The sequence below is a fragment of the Thioalkalivibrio sp. ALE9 genome, assembly GCF_000377445.1.
GTDB lineage: Bacteria > Pseudomonadota > Gammaproteobacteria > Ectothiorhodospirales > Ectothiorhodospiraceae > Thioalkalivibrio.
In genome coordinates this window covers 1-19,979 of record NZ_KB898127.1, presented here as the reverse complement: position 1 = coordinate 19,979, position 19,979 = coordinate 1, and the positions used below count along the sequence as shown (strand labels likewise).

Below are 19,979 nucleotides of genomic sequence, written 5' to 3'. Positions count from 1 at the left end.
CGCCGAGCCCTTATTGCAGGCGTTGGCGCAGGGCGTCGAGCAGGCCATCCATCGGGAGGTGTTCGGCCTCGGTGGCCGTGCGTGCCTGGTATTCGAGTTCGCCGGCGTCGAGGCCGCGCTCGCCGATGACCAGGCGGTGCGGGATTCCGATCAGCTCCATGTCGGCGAACATCACGCCGGGGCGCTGTTCGCGGTCATCCAGCAGGACCTGGAAGCCGGCGGCCTCCAGCTCGTCGTGCAGCTTCTCGGCCGCCTCGCGCACGCGCTGGGACTTCTTGGCGCCGATCGGGCACAGGGCGATGTCGAAGGGGGCGATGGCGGTGGGCCAGCAGATGCCGCGCTCGTCGGAGTTCTGCTCGATCGCGGCGGCGACCACGCGCGAGACGCCGATGCCGTAGCAGCCCATGGTCACCACCTGTTCGCGGCCGTCCTCGTCCAGTACGCGGGCGCCCAGGGCCTGGCTGTACTTGTCTCCCAGCTGGAAGATATGGCCGACCTCGATGCCGCGGCGGATCTCGATCGCCCCGGAACCGTCCGGGGCCGGCTCGCCCTCGAGGATGTTGCGCAGGTCGGCGGTCTCCGGCTGCGGCAGGTCGCGGCCCCAGTTCACGCCGGTCAGGTGGTAGCCGTCCTCGTTGGCGCCGACCACGAAGTCCGCCATGCCCAGCATGGCCTGATCGGCGAGAACCGGAATCGGGCTGTCCACCGGCCCCAGCGAGCCGGGGTCGGCGCCGAATGCGGCCCGGATCTCGGCGGCTTCGGCCATGCGCAGCGGCTCGGCGACCCAGGGGTGCTTCTCGGCCTTCACCGCGTTCAGTTCGTGGTCGCCGCGCAGCACGATGGCGACCAGGTCGGCGTCGATCGCGTCGGAGGCGGCCACCACCAGGGTCTTCACCGTCCGCTCGGTCGGGATGTCCAGGAATTTCGCGAGCTCGTCGATGGTGTGCACGTCGGGCGTGGCGATCTTCTCCAGCGCCGCGCCGGGGGCCGGGGCCGGCGCGGGCACCGGGCAGGGGGCCAGTTCGACGTTGGCGGCGAACCCGGCCGGGGAGAACGCGATGGCGTCCTCGCCGGAGCTGGCCAGCACGTGGAACTCGTGCGAGGTGTTGCCCCCGATGGCGCCGGTGTCGGCCTCCACCGCGCGGAAGTCCAGACCGCAGCGTTCGAAGATGCGGGTGTAGGCCGCGTGCATCTGCTGGTAGGTGTCGCCCAGGGAGTCGGCGTCGATATGGAAGGAGTAGGCGTCCTTCATCAGGAATTCGCGGGCGCGCATCACGCCGAAGCGCGGGCGGCGCTCGTCGCGGAATTTGGTCTGGATCTGGTAGTAGTTGACCGGCAGCTGGCGGTAGCTGCGGACTTCGCGGCGTACCAGGTCGGTGATCACCTCCTCGTGCGTCGGGCCGAAGCAGAAGTCGCGGTCATGGCGATCCTTGATGCGCAGCAGTTCGGCGCCGTAGAAGTCCCAGCGCCCGGACTCCTGCCACAGCTCGGCCGGCTGCACCGCCGGCATCAGCACCTCCAGGGCGCCGGCGCGGTTCATCTCCTCGCGTACGATGTTTTCCACACGGCGCAGCACCCGCAGGCCCAGTGGCAGCCAGGTGTACAGCCCGGAGGCCAGCCGGCGGATGTAGCCGGCGCGCAGCATCAGCTGGTGGGAGATGATCTCGGCGTCGGCCGGGGTTTCCTTCAGGGTGTTCAGCGGGAATTGCGAGACGCGCATCGGGGGCAGTCCGTGGTTGATGGCTGGAAAGGGTTCAGAACGTGGTGCCGTTGGTGCCCCAGAAGTGGCGCGGGGCGTCGGCGAATTCGATGTAGACGCGGGCCGGCTCGATGCCCAGTTCCGCCTGCAGGCTGTCGCACAGCTTGCGCGACAGCTCGCGGGTCAGGCCCTCGGGCAGGCCGATGCTCTTCAGCTCGCAGTACGCGAGCGGATCGGTGCGCCCGCCAAAGCACATGGCCGGGTTGTGGCGGCAGGCGACCATCACGTAGCCCTCGGGCTTGCCCAGCCAGTCGGCGACCGCGGCGGACAGACGCTGGCACAACGTGGCGGTGTCGTCGGGCAGGGCGGCATTGGTCTCGACTTGCAGCAGCGGCATGGCATCCTCCGGGGCGTTGCGGCGAAAGGTCGCCATGATACGGGGAGCGCGGGGTCGGTGCAGCGCTCGCGTCTCCCTAGCGGGTGAAACCCTTGTCAGGGTGGCTATACTCGCTGCGAGGGAGACGAACGCGGCGGGGCCGGACGGCCGGATTGCGTTCAACATCAGGAAATAATAAATTAGAAAAATCTAATATATGGTCCCGGGCCCGGTGCGCGCCTGCGCACCCCCGACGACCTCTTCGAGCAAGGACAGACGCCTCATGACACGAAACCGGATGCGCCACACCCTGTGGGCCCTGCTGCTGTTGCCGTTTGCGGCCCAGGCGGAGTTGCCGTTCGAGACGGCCACCGCCGAACGCCAGACGATCACCCAGGAACGGATCCTGGATGGCCGCGTCGAGGCAGTGCAGCGGTCCACGATCTCGGCGCAGACCTCCGGGCGGATCCGCGAGATCTACGTGGATGTCGACGACTTCGTCGAGGCCGATGAATTGCTGGTCCGGGTCAGCGACACCGAGCAGCAGGCCCGTGTAAGCCAGGCCGAGGGCGATCTGGCCGAGGCCCGCGCCCGCTTCAACGAGGCCCGTTCGGAGTTCGAGCGCATTCGCGATGTGTTCGATCGCGGGGTGGTGTCGCGCTCCGAGTTCGATCGCGCCGAGGCCGCGCTGGAGTCGGCGCGTGCCCGCCTGCGCTCGGCCGAGGGTCGGGTCGAGGAGGCCCGTGAACAACTGGGCTACACCGAGGTGTACGCGCCCTATTCGGGGATCGTGACCGAGCGCCATGTAGAGGTCGGCGAGTCGGTCAGCCCGGGGTCGCCGCTGCTGTCCGGGATCAGCCTGGACCAGTTGCGGGTGGCGGTGGATGTGCCGCAGCGTCTGATTCACAGCGTGCGTGAGCGGCGCAGTGCCGAGGTCCTGCTGAACGGAGACCGGGTGGCGGCCGAAAGCCTGACCATCTTCCCCTACGCCGATCCCGCCAGCTCGACCTTCCGCATCCGCGTGAACCTGCCGGAGCAGCAGGATCTGGGCCTGTTCCCCGGCATGTTCGTGAAGACCGCCTTCGTCGTGGACGCGGTGGAGCGCCTGGTGGTGCCGACCGAGGCCGTGGTCTATCGCAGCGAGGTCATCGCCGTCTATGTGGTGGATGCGGACGACCGGGTGGCGTTCCGCCAGGTACGGGTCGGGCGTCAGCATGACGGCCTGATCGAGATCCACGGCGGTCTGGAGGCCGGCGAGCGCGTGGCGCTGGATCCGGTCCACGCGCAGATCTGGCTGAAGGAACATCAGCAGGTGAACCCATGAGCGATGCCACCACGGAGGGGGCGTCCGAGCGGATGGGGATCTCCGGGCGCATCGCGCAGGCCTTCCTGACCACCCAGATCACCCCGTTGCTGGCCCTGCTGGGGCTGCTGCTGGGGCTGTTCGCGATTCTGGTGACCCCGCGCGAGGAAGAGCCGCAGATCAACGTGACCATGGCCGACGTGTTCATCCCGTTCCCCGGGGCGAGCGCGCAGGAGGTGGCGCAACTGGTCGCCACGCCGGCCGAGCAGGTGCTCTCGGAGATCGAGGGCATCGATGACATCTATTCCGTCTCGCGCCCGAACATGGCGCAGATCACCATTCAGTTCGAGGTCGGCGAGGACCGCACCGCGGCGCTGGTGCGCTTGTACAACCAGGTGTTCTCCAACCAGGACTGGCTGCCGCCGGGGCTGGGGGTCGGCGAGCCGATCATCAAGCCGATGGGCATCGACGACGTGCCGATCGTCAACGTGACCCTGTGGACCGAGGACCCCGAGCGCGGCGGGCACGATCTGCTGCGCGTGGCGCACGGGATCGAGGCCGAGCTCAAGCGGGTCCCGGGTACCCGTGATATCTACACGGTCGGCGGCCCGGACCACGTGGTGCACGTGCGCTTCAAGCCGGAGACGCTCGCTGCCTACAACCTGTCGGTGGATGACCTGCGCACCAGCCTGCAGGCCTCCAACTTCTCGCGCGACGCCGGTCAGCTCTATCAGGACGATGAAGAGATCCTCGTCCAGGCTGGCGACTTCATTACCGAACCCGAGGCTTTCGCCAGTCTGGTGGTCGGCATGCACGACGGCCGTCCGATCTACCTCGAGGACGTTGCCGAGGTGGTGCAGGGCCCGGCCTATGCCACCGAGCACGTGCGCTTTGCCCATGGCGCGGCCGCCGGCGATCGAGCGCGCGCGGGCGAGAGCCACCCGGCGGTCACCGTGGCGATTGCCAAGCAACCGGGGACCAACGCCCCGGATATCGCCGACGCCCTGGTCGAGCGCCTGGAACAGCTGCGCGGGACCTATATCCCTGACGGTATCGAGACGACTATCACCCGGAATTACGGCGAGACTGCGGACGACAAGGCCAATACCCTGATCCAGAAGCTGATCCTGGCAACCGCGTCGGTGGTGATCCTGGTCTGGATCGCACTGGGCTGGCGCGAGGCCTTCATCGTCGGTGTGGCCGTGGTGATCACGCTCGCGATCACCCTGTTCGCCTCCTGGGCCTATGGCTTCACCCTCAACCGCGTGTCGCTGTTCGCGCTGATCTTCTCCATCGGGATCCTGGTGGACGATGCCATCGTAGTGGTGGAGAACATCCACCGGCACATGGCCAAGGGCGGCAGGAAATTCCTCGAGGCTATCCCGCTCGCGGTGGACGAGGTCGGCGGACCGACCATCCTCGCGACCTTCACCGTGATCGCGGCCCTGCTGCCGATGGCCTTCGTGACCGGGCTGATGGGGCCCTACATGAGCCCGATCCCGATCAACGCCTCGATGGGGATGATCATCTCGCTGGCGGTGGCCTACGTGGTCACGCCCTGGCTGACGTACAAGGTGCTGCGCCGCCAGGCCGAGCAGCACGCGCATGCCGCACCGGCCGGCGGCGGGCACGGCGCGGAAGGCGAGAGCGCCTCCGCTGGGCTGATGAAGATCTTCAACCGCCTGCTGCTGCCGTTTCTCGGGACCTCCGGGCGCAAGAAGACCAACCGCCTGGTGCTGTGGGTCGGGACCCTGGTGCTGATCCTCGGCTCGGTGTCACTGGCCTACTTCCAGCTGGTGGTCATGAAGATGCTGCCGTTCGACGACAAGTCGGAGTTCCAGGTGGTGCTGGATATGCCGGAGGGCACCAGCCTGGAGCGTACCTCCCGCGTGCTGGCGGAGATGGGCGACTATCTGAAGACCGTGCCCGAGGTGCACAACGTGCAGACCTACGCGGGTACCGCGGCGCCGATCAACTTTAACGGCCTGGTGCGGCAGTACTACCTGCGTGAGGGCTCGCACGTCGGCGACATCCAGGTGAATCTGGTGGATGCCTCCGAGCGCTCGCGCCAGAGCCATGCGGTGGCGCTCGGTGTGCGCGAGGCAATCAACGAGATCGCCGATCGTCACGGTGCCGCGGTGAAGGTGGTCGAGGTGCCGCCGGGGCCGCCGGTGATGTCGCCGATCGTGGCCGAGATCTACGGGCCGGACTACGACGGTCAGATCGAGATCGCCCGCCAGGTGCGCGAGCGCTTCGAGAACACCGACGGCATTACCGATATCGACGACTCGGTGGAATATCCGGGGCAGAAGAAGATCCTGCAGGTGGACCGCGAGCGGGCCGCGCGCCTGGGCGTGTCGCAGCAGGCGGTGGTGCAGGCGATCGAGACCGCGCTGTCCGGCGAGGACGTGACCTACCTCTACGGCTCCAACGTGAAGTACGCGGTGCCCGTGCGGCTCGAGTTCGAGCAGGCCGAGAAGGGCAGCCTGGACCCGGTGCTGGGGCTCAAGGTGCGCTCGCGCGACGGCACGCTGGTGCCGCTGTCCGAGGTGGTCAATGTGGTGGACTCGACCCTGGAGCATTCGATCCATCACAAGAACCTGCTGCCGGTCGTCTACGTGATGGGCGACCTGGCCGGTGGTCTGGACAGCCCGCTATACGGCATGTTCGACATGTTCTTCGGCCTGCGCGATCAGCCGATGGCCTATGGCGAGCCGCTGGAGCAGCTGTTCATCAGCCAGCCGGACAACCCGTACAACTTCTCCCTGAAGTGGGACGGCGAATGGCAGGTGACCTACGAGACCTTCCGCGACATGGGCATCGCCTATTCGGTGGGGCTGATCCTGATCTACCTGCTGGTGGTCGCGCAGTTCCGCTCGTACATGGTGCCGCTGATCATCATGGCGCCGATCCCGCTGACCGTGATCGGGGTGATGCCGGGGCATGCCTTCATGGATGCCTTCTTCATGGACGCCAAGTTCACCGCGACCTCGATGATCGGGATGATCGCGCTGGCCGGGATCATCGTGCGCAACTCGATCCTGCTGGTGGACTTCATCAACGAGGAGATCCGCCGCGGCGTGGAGGTGATCGAGGCGGTGGTGCACGCGGGTGCAGTGCGCGCCAAGCCGATCATCCTGACCGGGCTGGCGGCGATGGTCGGCGCCGGGTTTATCCTGGATGACCCGATCTTCTCCGGCCTGGCGATCTCGCTGATCTTCGGCGTGTTTGTCTCCACGCTGCTGACGCTGGTGATCATCCCGGTGCTGTACTACCTGTACGTGCGCAACCGGGTCGAGCTGATCCGCGCCCAGGCGGCGTAACGCCACGACCCTGTCATAGCGAAGCCCTGCAAGGGGTCGTGGCACGAGCGCCGTGCCGGGCACCGTCATTGCGAGGAGCCGAAGGCGACGCGGCAACCTCCTGAAGCTGGCAGAGTGCCAGTGTCAGCGATCCGGTGGTTCCGGGCGGGGATTGCTTCGTCGCTGCGCTCCTCGCAATGACGTTGTGGGGGGCGGGCGCTGCCTCGCTCCAACACGTGGGGCCTGGCAATGACAGGATCCCGTTCCGGTGTTTTCGCCGTGTGCCGGCATGCGGCTACAATCGGTGCCACTTAACCGAACCGGAGACGCTCGATGGATGTCGAGATGGGAGAAGAGGGCCTGAACGTCCTCGGAATCAGCCGCGAACAGTGCGCCACCCTGGTCGAGACGCTGAAGGCCAGCGAGGACCAGCGCTTCATGGATGACCCCGAACTGCGCAAGCTGTTCAAGCTGCTGGCCGTGCTGCAGAGCGATCTGTGGGACGACATGACCGCCGGGCAGTTCGACTTCGCCCCCTACAAGAAGCAATAGCCCTGCCCGGTGCCGTCCCTGGCACCCGTACCGGAGTGCTCCATGCCCGACAATGATTCCCGCCGGCCGTCCAATTTCGTGATCGGCAACATCTTCCTTGGCGCCGCCGCCATCATGCTGTTCTTCTTCGTGACGCTCTGGGAGATCCTCGGGGTGTTTGCACTGCTGATGTGGATGGGCCTGGCGGCGATTGGGGTCTACTTCATCGTCAAGGACAAGGACATCAATCCGGGCGGCCCGCCGAACTGATTCGGTGCATCCGTCACGTACGCCTCTCGTGACACCAGCCCCGGCATCGCCGGGGCTAGCGCGCCTGCGGGGCGAATTCCTCGAGTCACTGGGGCAGCGGGTCGCGGATCTGGAGGCCCTGTCCGGTCAGCTCGACGGCACGTTTGCGGATGGCGAACGCCTGATCACCCTGTACCGCGAGGCCCAGGCGCTGGCGCAGTCGGGGCAGGTCTTCGATGTCGGCTTGATCCGCGGCGCGGCGGAATCCCTGCGGGCCGCCGTGGCCGGCGTACGCCGGGCCCCGCCCGGACCGGATCGTGACCTGATTGTCGCGGGGGTGCGCCGCCTGGCCACGGCCGTGGAGGCCTATCGGCAGCGGGCGCGGCCGGCGGCGCAGGCGCGCATGCAGCCTGTGGGGGGGCGTCCGGCGGAGTCACGAGTCCGCCTGATCGACGACGGCGGCGCGGTCGGCGAGGCGGTGGCCCGCATGCTGGCCGACCAGGGTTTTCGTGTAACCCGGGGCGAGGTTGCCGTGGCCGACGACGAGCCGCTTTCCGCAGTGGTGCTGTGTGCCGACGTGGTCGCGGCGGACGGGGGCGGCTTGCCGGGGCTGGCGTCTGCGCTGGCCAGCGGGCTTCCGGTGCTGGCCGTCGCTCAGGCCTGGAGTCCCGGCGCCCGCCTCGAATGCGTGCGCCAGGGGGTGACGCGCTGCCTCGATCACCCCCTGGTAACCGACACCCTGGTCGAGCAGCTGATGCAGATCGGCGGCGTAATCGTGGAGTCGGATTATCGCGTGCTGCTGGTCGCCGGGGAGGCGGACAGCGAACTCGCTCATCATCTGGCCGCTTCCGGGCTGGAGGTATCGACGGTGTCCGACCCGGAGGATGCGCGCCTCCGGCTGGGCGAGATCGGCGCCGATGTGGTGGTCCTCGATCTGCAGGGGCTGGACGAACCGGCGGAATCGTTTGTCGCGCTGCTGCGTACTCGGGACAACGGGGGGGCGGTTCCGCTGCTGTTCCTGACCGAGGACCCCGGACGGATCAACGCCCTGATGACGGTGCACCCCGGTGTGGCGGGGGTGTTTCTGAAGCCCGTGGAGCCAGCCCGTATCCAGGCCGCGATTGCCGCGCGGGCGCGCCAGATGCGCCAGATCGACGGGGTCAGCCAGTCCTATCGCGATGCCCTGTACGAGCGCGAGCGCGAGCATGTGGCCGTCAACGAACATGCCCTGGTCAGTATCGCGGACGTGGCCGGCAACATCGTCTACGCCAACGAGCGCTTTTCCCGGATCAGCGGCTATGCGGTGTCCGAGCTGATAGGCCGCAATCACCGCATCCTGAAGTCCGGCCAGCATCCACCGGAATTCTATGCCGAGCTCTGGTCCACCATCGCGTCCGGGCGCGTCTGGCAGGGCGAAATGTGCAATCGTTCGCGCGACGGCTCGCTGTACTGGGTGGAGACCACCATCGTCCCGTATCTCGGGAGCAACGGGCGCCCCTACCAGTACGTGTCGATCCGCACCGAGATCACCCACGTGAAGCATCAGGAGCACCGCCTGCGCTCCAGCCAGATCTTCGCCAACATGGGGACCTGGGAATGGGCGCCGAACCGCGAGGCGCTGGGCTGGTCGGAGCGCATCCCGCCGCTTCTGGGCTATCCCGAGGGCGGGCTGGAACCCACGGTCGCCAATTTCGTGCAGGCGGTGCACCCCGACGATCGCGTCCGGGTGCGCAATGCGATCGCCAGCAGTCTGCGTCGCGGGTCCTATCTTGAACTGGAGCATCGCGTCATCTGGCCCGACGGCTCGGAGCACTGGCTGCTCGAGCGCGGCGACGTGGTCCGGGATCAGGACGGCGAGGTTCTGTACATGCTGGGTGTGATGCAGGACATCACCAAGCGCAAGACCTCGGAACTGGCATTGTCCCAGCTGTCTACCCGGCTGCTGGAATCGCAGCGCCTGGCGCGCATCGGCAACTGGGATATGGACCCGCAAAGCGGGGCGATCACATGGTCGCGGGTCATCCACGAGATCTTCGAGGCGGATGCGGGGGATGCGTCCTTCGGGCGCGACGCATACCTGGCGCTGGTGCACCCGGAGGATCGCGAGCCGGTGACGGCCTTTCTGCAGGGCCTGAATGCGGCCGGACACCACGAACTCGGTCACCGGGTGCAATTCCGGGACGGGCGGACCCGCTTTGTCCACGTCATCGCCAGTGTCAGCCTGGATGCAGAGGGCCGACCCGCGCACATCGCCGGGAGCCTGCAGGACATCACCGAACTGCACGAGGCCCAGGAACATCTGGCCCTGTTCCAGCGCATCTTCGAGTCCTCCGGGCAGGGCATCGCGGTAGTGGACCGTGCGGGCCGCTTCGTCTACGTGAATGCCGCCGCGCGCGAGATGGTGGGCTACGAGTCGAGCGAGATGCTGGGCCGGAGCTTCCGCGAGATGGATATCATCCCCGAGGACTCCGAAGAGGAGGCGCGGGAGATCGACCGGGTGCTTTCCGAAGGCGGTTCCTGGGCCGGAAAGCTACCCCACCGCTGCGCCAATGGGGCGGTGTTTATCACCGTCAGCAACATCGGGGTCGTCCTCGACGATCGCGGCGAACCGCAATACGGCTTCAATATCTTCAGCGACTTCACCGACGAGCTGCGTCGTCGCGCCGAGCTGCACCGTGCGCGCGAGGCGGCCGAGGCGGCCAACCGGGCCAAGTCGGATTTTCTGTCCAACATGAGCCACGAGCTGCGCACGCCGATGAACGCGGTTCTCGGGTTTGCCCAGCTGCTGGAGCGCGATCCGGCTCTGGATGAACACCAGCGCGGCCATCTCGATGAAATCATGCGCGCCGGGCGCCATCTGCTGGACCTGATCAACGAGATCCTGGACCTGGCGCGGATCGAGGCGGGGCGCATGCAGGTGGAGCCGGAACCAGTCGCCGTGGACCCGCTACTGGATGAATGCCTGTCCCTGCTGGAGCCCCTGGCGCGCGAGCATCGCGTGGTGCTCGCAGCGGAGCCCCTGCCGACGGTGATGGTGCAGGCCGACCCCCGGCGTTTGAGGCAGGTACTCCTGAACCTGTTGTCCAACGCGGTCAAGTACAACCGGCCGGACGGGCGCGTGCGCGTGACCTGCGAACACGAGGGCTCCGGCGTGCGGATCGCGGTGCACGACGACGGGCCGGGGCTGACGCCGGAGCAGTGCCAGCGGCTGTTCCAGCCCTTCGAGCGCCTGGTGGCCGAGGAGCAGGGAATCGAGGGGAGCGGGGTGGGCCTTGCGGTGACCCGCAACCTGGTGGAGCTGATGGACGGCGAGATCGGCGTCGACAGCATACCGGGTACGGGCAGCACCTTCTGGTTCCGTCTGCCCGCGGCGCAGGAGCACCTCCCGCCCGCGGCCGGAGAGGACGTGGGCGCAGCCTCGGACGTTGCGATCCGGGACGGTTGCCGGGTGCTCTGCATCGAGGATCATGCCGCCAATCAGCGTCTGCTGCGCGAGATGCTGAGGCAGCAGGGGGTGAGCGACTGCCGGGTGGCGGACTCCGCCGTGGCGGGCCTGGACATGGCCCTGCGGGACCCGCCGGGGCTTGTCCTGCTCGATCTGAATCTGCCGGTGATGGACGGCTTTCAGGTGCTGCGCGCGCTGCGCGCCGAGGCGGCGCTGGCGGCGATCCCGGTGATCGCGGTGACGGCCGATGCCACCGAGGCCACGCGCGAGCGGGTGGCGGCGGCCGGCTTCGATGCTCTGCTCACCAAGCCGATCGGGGCGAGCGATCTGCTGGGCGCGCTGCAGCGCTGTGCCGCGGGTCGCGCGAGCGGCTGAGCCGCCGCGCGCGTCGGCGATTCTCAAAGAAAGAGGAATGCGACGATCGCGATCGCCGCGGCCACGGCGACGGCGTCCGCGGTCAGCGCGGCCGCCAGAGTGTGGCGCACGCGCTTGATGCCGATTGCGCCGAAGTACACCGCGAGCACGTAGAAGGTGGTCTCGGTCGAGCCCTGCAGGGTGGAGACCAGGATGCCGACGTGGGTGTCCGGCCCGGTGGCCGGGTCCTGCATGATGCCGGCCATGATGCCATAGGCGCCGGAGCCGGACAGCGGGCGCAGCAGGGCCATCGGCAGGGCCTCGGCCGGCAGGCCGAAGGGCGTGGTCAGCGGCCCGACCAGCCCGACGAACATGCCCAAAGCACCGCTCTCGCGCAGCATCCCCACCGCGACCAGGATCGCCACCAGGTAGGGGATGATGCGCAGGGCCACGTTGAAGCCCTCCTTGGCCCCTTCGACGAAGACCTCGTAGACCGGCACGCCGCGGATCACCCCGTAGGACAGGAAGCCGACCACCAGCCCCGGGATGATCCAGGGGGCGATCGCCTGGCCGTAGAGGATGGTCAGCGGGATGATCGCGAGCACTCCGGCCAGTACCGTCAGCGAGACCCAGGCCGGGTAGCCCTCGGTGGGCACCTCGATGTTCATCGGTTGCTGCTCCGGGGCGGGTTCTTCGGTCGCGCCCGCTTCGGCGTCGGACGGAGCGCTGCGGGACTCGGTCTCGCGAACCGTGTCGTCCAGGTCCGTGGCGCCGTCGCGATCGGTGGCGTTCGGGTCGATCGAGCGGGTCGGCGCCGGGCTGCGGAAATAGCGCTGCAGGATCAGGGCGCTGGTGATGCCGGCGATGGTCGCGAACAGCGTGGCGAACAGCGTGGTCGGCAGGATCGCCGCCGGGGCCTCGGAGCCGAGCGAGGCGCGCAGCGCGATCACCCCGGTGGGCAGCAATGTGATGCTGGAGGTGTTGATCGCCAGGAACAGGGCCATCGCATTGGTGGCGGTGCCCGGGTGCGGGTTCAGCTTCTCCAGTTCCTGCATCGCGCGGATGCCGAACGGCGTCGCGGCATTGCCCAACCCCAGGATGTTGGCGGAGAAGTTCAGGATCATCGCGCCCATCGCCGGGTGCTCCGGCGGGACCGACGGGAACAGGCGGGTCATCAGCGGGCGCAGCAGGCGGGCCAGTACGGTCAGCAGGCCGCCAGCCTCGGCGATCTTCATCAGGCCCAGGAACAGCGCCATTACCCCGACCAGACCCAGCGCCAGTTCCACCGCGGAACCGGCTGCCTCGATCGCGCCCTCGGACAGCGCCTGCATCGGCTGCTCGTCCGGGTCGGTGGAGCGGATCTCGCGGATCGCGGCCGTGGCCACGGCGATCACGATCAGGGCGAGAAAGATCAGGTTCATGCGGCGCAGTTTGCCACGGTCAGCGGTTCTCTCCGCGTGATACACCGCGCAGCACAGCATCCAGCGCCCGCGCCGGCAGCAGCCACTTGAGGAAGGCGAACAACCGGGTGGGGAAGGTCACGTGATAACGCACCCGCGGCCGGCGAGCCTCCAGGGCGTGCACCACGCAGCGCGCGACCGCCTCGGGCCCCAGTGTGAACGGCGCATCGGACTCGGCGTCCGCCATGCGGGCCTCGGCGGCACGGTAGGTCTCCTGCCACGGGCTGTGCTCGCGCTGGATGTGGTAGCGGAAGGCCTTCAGGGCGTTGGCGCGGAATTCGCTGCGGATCGGGCCCGGCTCGATCAGCGAGACATGGATACCCGTGCCGTGCAGTTCCTGGCGCAGGGTGTCGCTCATGCCCTCGATCGCGAACTTGGAGGTCACGTAGGCGCCGCGCAGGCGCAGGGCGACCAGCCCAAGGACCGAGCTGTTCTGGATGATGCGGCCCTCGCCGGCGCGGCGCATGGCGGGCAGCACGGTATTCGTCAGCTCCAGCCAGCCAAGCACGTTGGTCTCCAGCTGTGCGCGCAGGGTGGCGCGATTGAGGTCCTCCACCGCGCCGGGCTGACCATAGGCGCCGTTATTGAACAGGCCGTAGAGGTGGCCGTCGGTGCGGTGCAGAATCTCGGTGACTGCGCTGTGGATGCTGGCGGAGTCATCCAGGTCCAGCTGCAATGCCTCGAAGCCGTCCTTCTTCAGCCGCGCGACATCCTCGCTGCGCCGGGCGGTGGCGAAGACCCGGTAGCCGCGTTCGCGCAGCATGCCCGCGGTGCAGGCCCCGATGCCGCTGGAGCAGCCGGTGATCAGGACCGCGCGCTGGGAGGGTTCGCTCATGGCGGCCGGATCAGTAGGTGAGGGTGGCGACGCCGTCCTCAACGACCTCGCCGATGAAGGCGCCGCCGCCGCGCATCCCGTCCAGTTCCGGGACCGCGTTGTCCAGGGTCAGTCCGTTTTCGTCCATTGCACCGGCGCAGGCGTAGAAGGCGCAGCCGGCCTCGTGGGCGTCCTGCATGAAGCTGTAGACGGATTTCTCCTTCGCCTCGCCGGGGTAGATCTGGTCCGCCACGCCCGCGCGCAGCAGGCGCGTGGTGCCGGCGGCGAAGTAGATCTCGACCTCGAGATCCATCGCGGCGGCGACGGTGGCCTGGAAGAACGGGGCGCCCAGGGTGCCGGGGCGGTCGAGGTCCAGATTGAGCAGCATGATCACGATCTTTTCGGCCATGGCAGGTCCTTGCGGGCAGTACATTCGGGTATGGGGCGAATCATCCGCGCTGCGGCCGCGCGGCGCAAACACCGCCTGTCGGTGCGGAAGGCCTTTTATTCCCGGCGAACGGCCGCATAATACGCCTCAACCCGTGTTTTCGCGGATGTGTTCCGAGGATTCCAGCCATGCCCATCTATGAATACCAGTGCAAGGATTGCGGCGAGATCTCCGAGATCCTGCAGAAGATCTCCGACCCGCCCGCCACCACCTGCCCCGAGTGCGGTGCCGAGGCCCTGACCAAGCAGGTCTCCGCCGCCGGTTTCCGCCTGGCCGGGGGCGGCTGGTACGAGACCGATTTCAAGAAGGACGGCAAGCGCAACCTGAAGGATTCGGGCGGTGGCGCCGGCAAGTCCGATACCTCCACGAGCAAGGCCGCGGCCAGCACCTGACCCATGCTGGTCTCCCTGCGCCGCTACCTGATTGCAGGGCTGCTGGTCTGGCTGCCACTGATCGTCACCGGCTTCATTATCAAGCTGCTGGTCGACCTGCTGGACTTCACCATCCTCCTCCTGCCGCCGGGCTGGCGGCCGGAGGCGCTGCTGGGCTTTTCCATCCCGGGCGTGGGGATCGTGGTCGCGATCGTCGTGGTGTTCGTCACCGGGGTGATCGTGGCCAACATCGTCGGGCGCAAGCTGGTCGCGCTGGGCGAGTCCATCGTGCACCGCATCCCGCTGGTTAACTCGATCTACGGGGCGGTGAAGAAGGTGACCGAGACGGTACTGGCGGATGGCGGCCAGGCCTTCCGCAAGGTGATGCTGATCGAATACCCGCGCCGCGGCCTGTGGTCGGTCGGGTTCATGACCGGCGTCGGCACCGGCGAGGTGCAGGAGCGTACCGAGCACGAGGTAATCACCGTATTCGTCCCGACGACCCCCAACCCGACCTCGGGCTTCGTGCTGATGGTCCCGCGCGAAGAGGCGATTGAACTCGACATGACGGTGGAGGACGGCCTCAAGTTCGTGATGTCCATGGGGGTCGTCACGCCCCTGAAAGGACCTGAAGAGGCCCCGGCTCCGGTTGCGCAAGGGCAGGGCAAATCGTAAGATTTCCGGCCTTTTCGCGGGTGCGGACGTCGCGTGCGCCCCGTTTTCCCGACTAACCATGCAGGCCTCTCAGGAACCACCGATCCCTGGCGGGCGTGCCCTTCGGCTGGAACAGCGCAATGCGAACTCATCTGTGTGGACGTGTCACCGAGAACGAACTCGACTCGGAGGTGACCCTTTGCGGCTGGGTGAATCGCCGGCGTGACCACGGGGGCGTGATCTTCGTCGATCTGCGCGACCATACGGGTCGGGTGCAGGTCGTGTTCGACCCCGACCGCGAGGACGTCTTCGCCCGCGCCGAGCAGCTGCGCAGCGAGTACGTGATCCGCATGACCGGTCGTGTGCGCCGCCGTCCCGAGGGGACCGAAAACCCGGACCTGTCCACCGGTGCGGTGGAGATCCTGGGTCTGGAACTGGAGGTCCTGAACGCCGCGAAGACCCCGCCGTTCCCGCTGGACGACGAGGACGTCGGCGAGGACACCCGCCTGCGCTATCGCTACGTGGACCTGCGCCGCCCGGTGATGCAGGAGCGCCTGCGTCTGCGCGCAATGGTCTCCGCGGCCATGCGCCGCTTCCTCGAGGAACGCGATTTCCTCGACCTCGAGACCCCGATGCTGACCAAGGCCACGCCGGAGGGCGCGCGCGACTACCTGGTGCCCAGCCGCACGCATCCGGGCAGCTTCTTTGCCCTGCCGCAGTCGCCGCAGCTGTTCAAGCAGCTGTTGATGATGTCCGGCATGGACCGCTACTACCAGATCACCCGCTGCTTCCGCGACGAGGACCTGCGCGCCGATCGCCAGCCGGAGTTCACCCAGCTGGACATGGAGATGGCCTTCGTCGACGAGGCCGACGTGATGGACGTGACCGAGGGCCTGATCCGGCACCTGTTCCGCGAGGTACAGGGTGTCGAGCTGCCCGACCCGTTCCCGCGCATGGCCTACGCCGAGGCGATGGCCCGTTTCGGCTCGGACAAGCCCGATCTGCGCATCCCGCTGGAGTTCACCGAGCTGACCGAGGTGATGCAGGCGGTGGAGTTCAAGGTCTTCAACGGCCCGGCGAACGACCCCGAGGGCCGCGTGGCCGCGCTGCGCGTGCCGGGCGGAGCCAAGCTCACGCGCAAGGAGATCGACGTCTACACCGAGTACGTCGGCCGCTACGGCGCGAAGGGCCTGGCCTACATCAAGGTCAACGACCCGGCGGATATCGAGGGCGGGCTGCAGTCGCCGATCCTGAAATTCCTGCCGGAGGACGTGACCCGGCAGATCCTGGAAAAGACCGCGGCCGCCGCCGGCGACCTGATCTTCTTCGGTGCGGACAAGGCCTCTGTGGTCAACGAGGCGATCGGCGCGCTGCGGGTGAAGCTCGGCCACGACCTCGACCTGGTCGAGGCGGGCTGGCAGCCGCTGTGGGTCGTCGACTTCCCGATGTTCGAGTACGACGACCAGGACAAGCGCCTGTACGCCCTGCATCACCCGTTCACTGCCCCGGCGGTGGACAGCCCGGACGCGCTGCGCAATAACCCGCGCGAGGCCCTGTCCCGTGCCTACGACATGGTGCTCAACGGCACCGAAGTGGGCGGTGGCTCCATCCGTATCCACAACCCCGAGATGCAGCAGGCTGCGTTCGAGGCCCTGGGTATCGGCGAGGACGAGGCCCGCGAGAAATTCGGCTTCCTGCTGGATGCGCTGGAGTTCGGTGCCCCGCCGCACGGCGGCCTGGCCTTCGGCCTGGACCGCCTGGTGATGCTGATGAGCGGCGCCCACTCCATTCGCGACGTAATGGCCTTCCCCAAGACCCAGACGGCCGCCTGCCTGCTGACCGACGCCCCGGCGCCGGTCGGCGAGAAGCAGCTGCGCGAGCTGGGCATCCGCCTGCGCGCCAGCGCTACGCAACAGGCCGGGTAGGCAACGGGCCGGTCGTTCACCATGGCCGGCATGCGTACCAGTGTGGTTACGGTCCATGGCTGGCATATGTCCGGCCTGGAGATGGCCCTGCTCGCCCGGCGCCTGCGCGCGGCCGGTCACGCGGTTCACCCCTTCCGCTACGCCTCGCGGCGCCAGACGCCGGAGCAGGCGGGGCGCGCGCTGGCGGCCTTTCTCGACGACGTCCCCGGCGACCTCGTGCACCTGGTCGCTCACAGCCTGGGCGGCGTGGTGGTGCGCCACCTGTTCGAGGTCGCGCCCGTGCAGCGTCCCGGCCGCATCGTGATGCTGGGTTCGCCCCTGGCCGGCAGCCGCGTGGCGGCCCGGCTGGCGCGCAACCGGGCCGGGCGCTGGTGGCTGGGCGCGCCCCTGGAACGCGGCCTGCTCGGTGGGAGCCCGATCCTGCGCGGGCGCGACATCGGCATGCTGGCCGGCAGCCGGCCGTTCGGGCCGGGCCCGCTGATTGCGCGCCTGCCGCATCCCCATGATGGCCTGGTCGCGGTGGACGAGACGCGGGGCCCCGACGTCTCGCGTCACCTGACCCTGCCGGTGACGCATATGGGCATGCTATTCGACACCGTCGTGGCGCGCGAGACCCTGCACTTCCTGGAGGCGGGCGAGTTTCTGCCCTGACGCCGGACGGGCCCGTCAAGCCCGACCACCGCGGTCATCGCGAGGCGCGGAGCGCCGTGGCGATCTCCGTGGCTGGCCCCGGCGCTGGCCCGGGCGGGCGTCGGGGGTTCGGTCCGGAGGTTATTCGCTGCGCGCGCCCTTCGAGCCGGCCTGCGGCCGTTCACCGCCCCTGCCCGGCCTCGCAATGACGAAGGGACCACGGCAGGGGCATGCCGCCCGCATTCGTGATTAGCGCGGCCCCAGCGATTAGACTGTGCGCATTCCGGTGCCCGGCGGCATGCCGGGTCGGCATAACCGAACCCAACTCAAGGAGTCGTGACCGAATGGCAGGCCACAGCAAGTGGGCGAATATCCAGCATCGCAAGAACGCCCAGGACGCCAAGCGCGGCAAACTCTTCACCAAGCTGATCCGCGAGATCACCGTGGCAGCCCGACAGGGCGGCTCGGACCCGGAGACCAACCCGCGCCTGCGCCTGGCGATCGACAAGGCGCTGGGTGCCAACATGACCCGCGACACCATCGAGCGGGCCGCCAAGCGTGGCGCCGGCGAGACCGATGGCGACAACGTCGAGGAGATCCGCTACGAGGGCTATGGGCCTGGCGGTGCGGCCATCCTGGTCGACTGCATGACTGACAACCGCAACCGCACGGTCGCCGAGGTCCGGCACGCCTTCTCCAAGATGGGCGGCAACCTCGGCACCGACGGCTCGGTCGCCTACCTGTTCCAGAACAAGGGCGTGATCCGTTTCGCCCCGGGCCTGGATGACGAAGTGGTGATGGAGGCCGCGCTGGAGGGTGGGGCCGAGGACGTCCAGGTCGAGGACGACGGCGCCATCGAGGTGATCACCGAGCCGGAGACCTATCAGGACGTGCGCGCCGCGCTGACCGAGCGCGGTCTGGAGCCGGAAAACGCCGAGGTGACCTGGCGGCCGGAGACCCTTGCGCCGCTGGATGCGGAGACCGCCGAGTCGGTCCTGAAGTTGCTGGACATGCTGGATGATCTGGACGACGTGCAGAACGTCTATACCAACGCCGACTTCCCCGAAGAAGTCAGCGGTGACTGATCCGGCCGCGGCGTGAGCGGCGTGCGCATCCTCGGGATCGACCCCGGCTCCCGCGTGACCGGCTTTGCGGTCATCGAGTTTGATCGCAGTCGTGGCCGTTCCTGCGGCCACGGCGTGATCCGGCCGAAGGCGAAGGCCTTCCCCGAGCGCCTGGGCGAGATCTTCGCCGGCGTAGTCGAGGTGATCGACGAGCTGAAGCCCGACGTACTGGCCATCGAGTCGGTGTTCGTCGCCCGCAATGCCCAGTCCGCGATCAAGCTGGGGCACGCCCGTGGCGCGGCCATCTGCGCCGCCACCCAGGCCGGTCTGCCGGTACACGAATACGCCCCGCGCGCGATCAAGCTGGCCGTGGTCGGTGTCGGTGGCGCGGACAAGGAGCAGGTCCAGCACATGATGCAGCAACTGTTACGCCTGGCCGAACCGGCCAGCAGCGACGCCGCCGATGCCCTGGCCGTCGCGCTCTGCCACGCCCACACCCGGCAGAACGAGGCGCGCCTGCAGGGCTCGGCTGCTGCGATGATCGGGGGGCGCCCATGATCGCTCGGCTGGAGGGGCGGCTGATCAGTCGCGAGGTGAACGGCGTGGTGATCGACGCCGGCGGGGTTGGTTACGAGGTGGATGTCCCGCTGTCCACGCTGGCGGCCCTGCCGGAACCCGGCGAGACGGTCGTGCTGGCGACCCACCTGGTGGTGCGCGAGGATGCCCACCAGCTCTTCGGATTCCTGAACAAGCGCGACCGCGACCTCTTCCGCCGTCTGATCCGCGTCAACGGTATCGGTGCCAAACTGGCGCTGGCCATGCTCTCGACCTACGCCGGCGACGAGCTGGCGTGCCTGATCAGTGGTGGCGACGTGACGGGCCTGGCCAAGGTGCCGGGCATTGGCAAGCGCACCGCCGAACGGGTGGTGCTCGAGCTGGGCGAGCGCCTGGCCGAGATGGGCTTTGCCGCCGCGCCCGCCGGGGCGGCGGCGGGCAGCGAGCCCACGCCGGCGGCCGCGATGGAGGGCGAGGCCCTGGCCGCGCTGGAGTCTCTCGGCTATCCGCGGGCCAGCGCCGAGAAGATGGTCGCGGCGGTCCGTGACCAGGCCGACTCGGTGGAGACGCTGGTGCGTCTCGCGCTGCGCTCTACCGTCAAGCGCTAGCGCGCGAACCCGCGGTGATCCTGGCAGGGGCCGCGTGGTCGTCAGCGTTTATGTGCTTTCGGTCCGCCGCCTGACTCGTGGTGGCTGGTCCTGGTTCGGCATCCGGTGTTTACGGTGCCTTCGGTCCGCATACTGCCTGGCGCTGACTCGCCAGCGCGCCCCGAGTGACTTCTTTGCTCGTGCAAAGAAGT

Annotated in this window: 17 protein-coding genes; 12 read left to right on the top strand and 5 right to left on the bottom strand. The window is 68.1% G+C overall.

Features of this window, described 5'->3' with window-relative positions:
* Window positions 1-10: 10 nt before the first annotated feature.
* Both D106_RS0109010 and D106_RS0109005 read right to left on the bottom strand, forming a co-directional pair.
* Window positions 11-1,720, bottom strand: coding sequence for a proline--tRNA ligase (locus D106_RS0109010; protein ID WP_018879851.1), 1,710 nt, complete (start codon window positions 1,718-1,720; stop codon window positions 11-13).
* 34 nt (window positions 1,721-1,754) lie between these two features.
* Window positions 1,755-2,096, bottom strand: coding sequence for a phenylpyruvate tautomerase MIF-related protein (locus tag D106_RS0109005; protein ID WP_026279294.1), 342 nt, complete (start codon window positions 2,094-2,096; stop codon window positions 1,755-1,757).
* Between the two features lie 277 nt (window positions 2,097-2,373).
* On the opposite strand from D106_RS0109005, the gene D106_RS0109000 reads away from it, so the two are divergent.
* The 5 genes from D106_RS0109000 to D106_RS0108980 all read left to right on the top strand — a co-directional run bounded on the left by D106_RS0109000 (window position 2,374) and on the right by D106_RS0108980 (window position 11,280).
* Window positions 2,374-3,399, top strand: a complete 1,026-nt coding sequence (locus D106_RS0109000; RefSeq protein WP_018867449.1) for an efflux RND transporter periplasmic adaptor subunit — start codon at window positions 2,374-2,376, stop codon at window positions 3,397-3,399.
* On the top strand, window positions 3,396-6,701 hold the full coding sequence (locus D106_RS0108995; RefSeq protein WP_018877152.1) for an efflux RND transporter permease subunit: 3,306 nt from the start codon (window positions 3,396-3,398) through the stop codon (window positions 6,699-6,701). The genes D106_RS0109000 and D106_RS0108995 overlap by 4 nt, the downstream gene beginning before the upstream one ends.
* A 312-nt stretch (window positions 6,702-7,013) precedes the next feature.
* Window positions 7,014-7,232 carry a hypothetical protein gene (locus D106_RS0108990; protein ID WP_018867447.1) on the top strand — a complete coding sequence of 73 codons (219 nt, stop codon included), beginning with the start codon at window positions 7,014-7,016 and terminating at the stop codon, window positions 7,230-7,232.
* A gap of 42 nt (window positions 7,233-7,274) precedes the next feature.
* On the top strand, window positions 7,275-7,481 hold the full coding sequence (locus D106_RS0108985) for a hypothetical protein (protein ID WP_017941374.1): 207 nt from the start codon (window positions 7,275-7,277) through the stop codon (window positions 7,479-7,481).
* A gap of 28 nt (window positions 7,482-7,509) precedes the next feature.
* Window positions 7,510-11,280: a PAS domain-containing protein gene (locus D106_RS0108980; RefSeq protein WP_018879850.1), complete on the top strand. Its 3,771-nt coding sequence runs from the start codon at window positions 7,510-7,512 to the stop codon at window positions 11,278-11,280.
* Window positions 11,281-11,303: 23 nt separating this feature from the next.
* Here the strand turns inward: D106_RS0108980 and D106_RS0108975 are convergent, their stop codons facing one another.
* The 3 genes from D106_RS0108975 to D106_RS0108965 are packed head-to-tail and all read right to left on the bottom strand — an operon-like array spanning window position 11,304 to window position 13,942.
* Window positions 11,304-12,680 (bottom strand): nucleoside recognition domain-containing protein, encoded by a 1,377-nt coding sequence (locus D106_RS0108975; protein ID WP_018879849.1) that lies wholly within the window; start codon window positions 12,678-12,680, stop codon window positions 11,304-11,306.
* Window positions 12,681-12,699: 19 nt separating this feature from the next.
* A complete protein-coding gene (locus D106_RS0108970; protein ID WP_018879848.1) occupies window positions 12,700-13,554 on the bottom strand; it encodes an SDR family oxidoreductase in 855 nt (284 codons plus the stop codon).
* A 10-nt stretch (window positions 13,555-13,564) separates the two neighbouring features.
* On the bottom strand, window positions 13,565-13,942 hold the full coding sequence (locus tag D106_RS0108965; RefSeq protein WP_018867443.1) for a DsrE family protein: 378 nt from the start codon (window positions 13,940-13,942) through the stop codon (window positions 13,565-13,567).
* A gap of 167 nt (window positions 13,943-14,109) precedes the next feature.
* Between D106_RS0108965 and D106_RS0108960 the strand changes: the two genes are divergently transcribed.
* The 7 genes from D106_RS0108960 to ruvA all read left to right on the top strand — a co-directional run bounded on the left by D106_RS0108960 (window position 14,110) and on the right by ruvA (window position 19,788).
* A complete protein-coding gene (locus D106_RS0108960) occupies window positions 14,110-14,373 on the top strand; it encodes an FmdB family zinc ribbon protein (protein WP_018867442.1) in 264 nt (87 codons plus the stop codon).
* 3 nt (window positions 14,374-14,376) lie between these two features.
* On the top strand, window positions 14,377-15,027 hold the full coding sequence (locus tag D106_RS0108955) for a DUF502 domain-containing protein (protein ID WP_018867441.1): 651 nt from the start codon (window positions 14,377-14,379) through the stop codon (window positions 15,025-15,027).
* 119 nt (window positions 15,028-15,146) lie between these two features.
* Window positions 15,147-16,931 carry an aspartate--tRNA ligase gene (gene aspS, locus D106_RS0108950; protein WP_018877155.1) on the top strand — a complete coding sequence of 595 codons (1,785 nt, stop codon included), beginning with the start codon at window positions 15,147-15,149 and terminating at the stop codon, window positions 16,929-16,931.
* A gap of 21 nt (window positions 16,932-16,952) precedes the next feature.
* Window positions 16,953-17,582: a triacylglycerol lipase gene (locus tag D106_RS0108945; protein ID WP_018867439.1), complete on the top strand. Its 630-nt coding sequence runs from the start codon at window positions 16,953-16,955 to the stop codon at window positions 17,580-17,582.
* A gap of 323 nt (window positions 17,583-17,905) precedes the next feature.
* Complete coding sequence (locus tag D106_RS0108940; RefSeq protein WP_018867438.1) at window positions 17,906-18,646, top strand: YebC/PmpR family DNA-binding transcriptional regulator; 741 nt, start codon at window positions 17,906-17,908, stop codon at window positions 18,644-18,646.
* A 21-nt stretch (window positions 18,647-18,667) separates the two neighbouring features.
* Entirely contained in the window at window positions 18,668-19,183 is a 516-nt protein-coding gene (gene ruvC, locus D106_RS0108935; protein ID WP_026279293.1) for a crossover junction endodeoxyribonuclease RuvC, read from the top strand.
* A complete protein-coding gene (ruvA, locus tag D106_RS0108930) occupies window positions 19,180-19,788 on the top strand; it encodes a Holliday junction branch migration protein RuvA (RefSeq protein WP_018879847.1) in 609 nt (202 codons plus the stop codon). The genes ruvC and ruvA overlap by 4 nt, the downstream gene beginning before the upstream one ends.
* The last annotated feature ends 191 nt before the right edge of the window (window positions 19,789-19,979 follow it).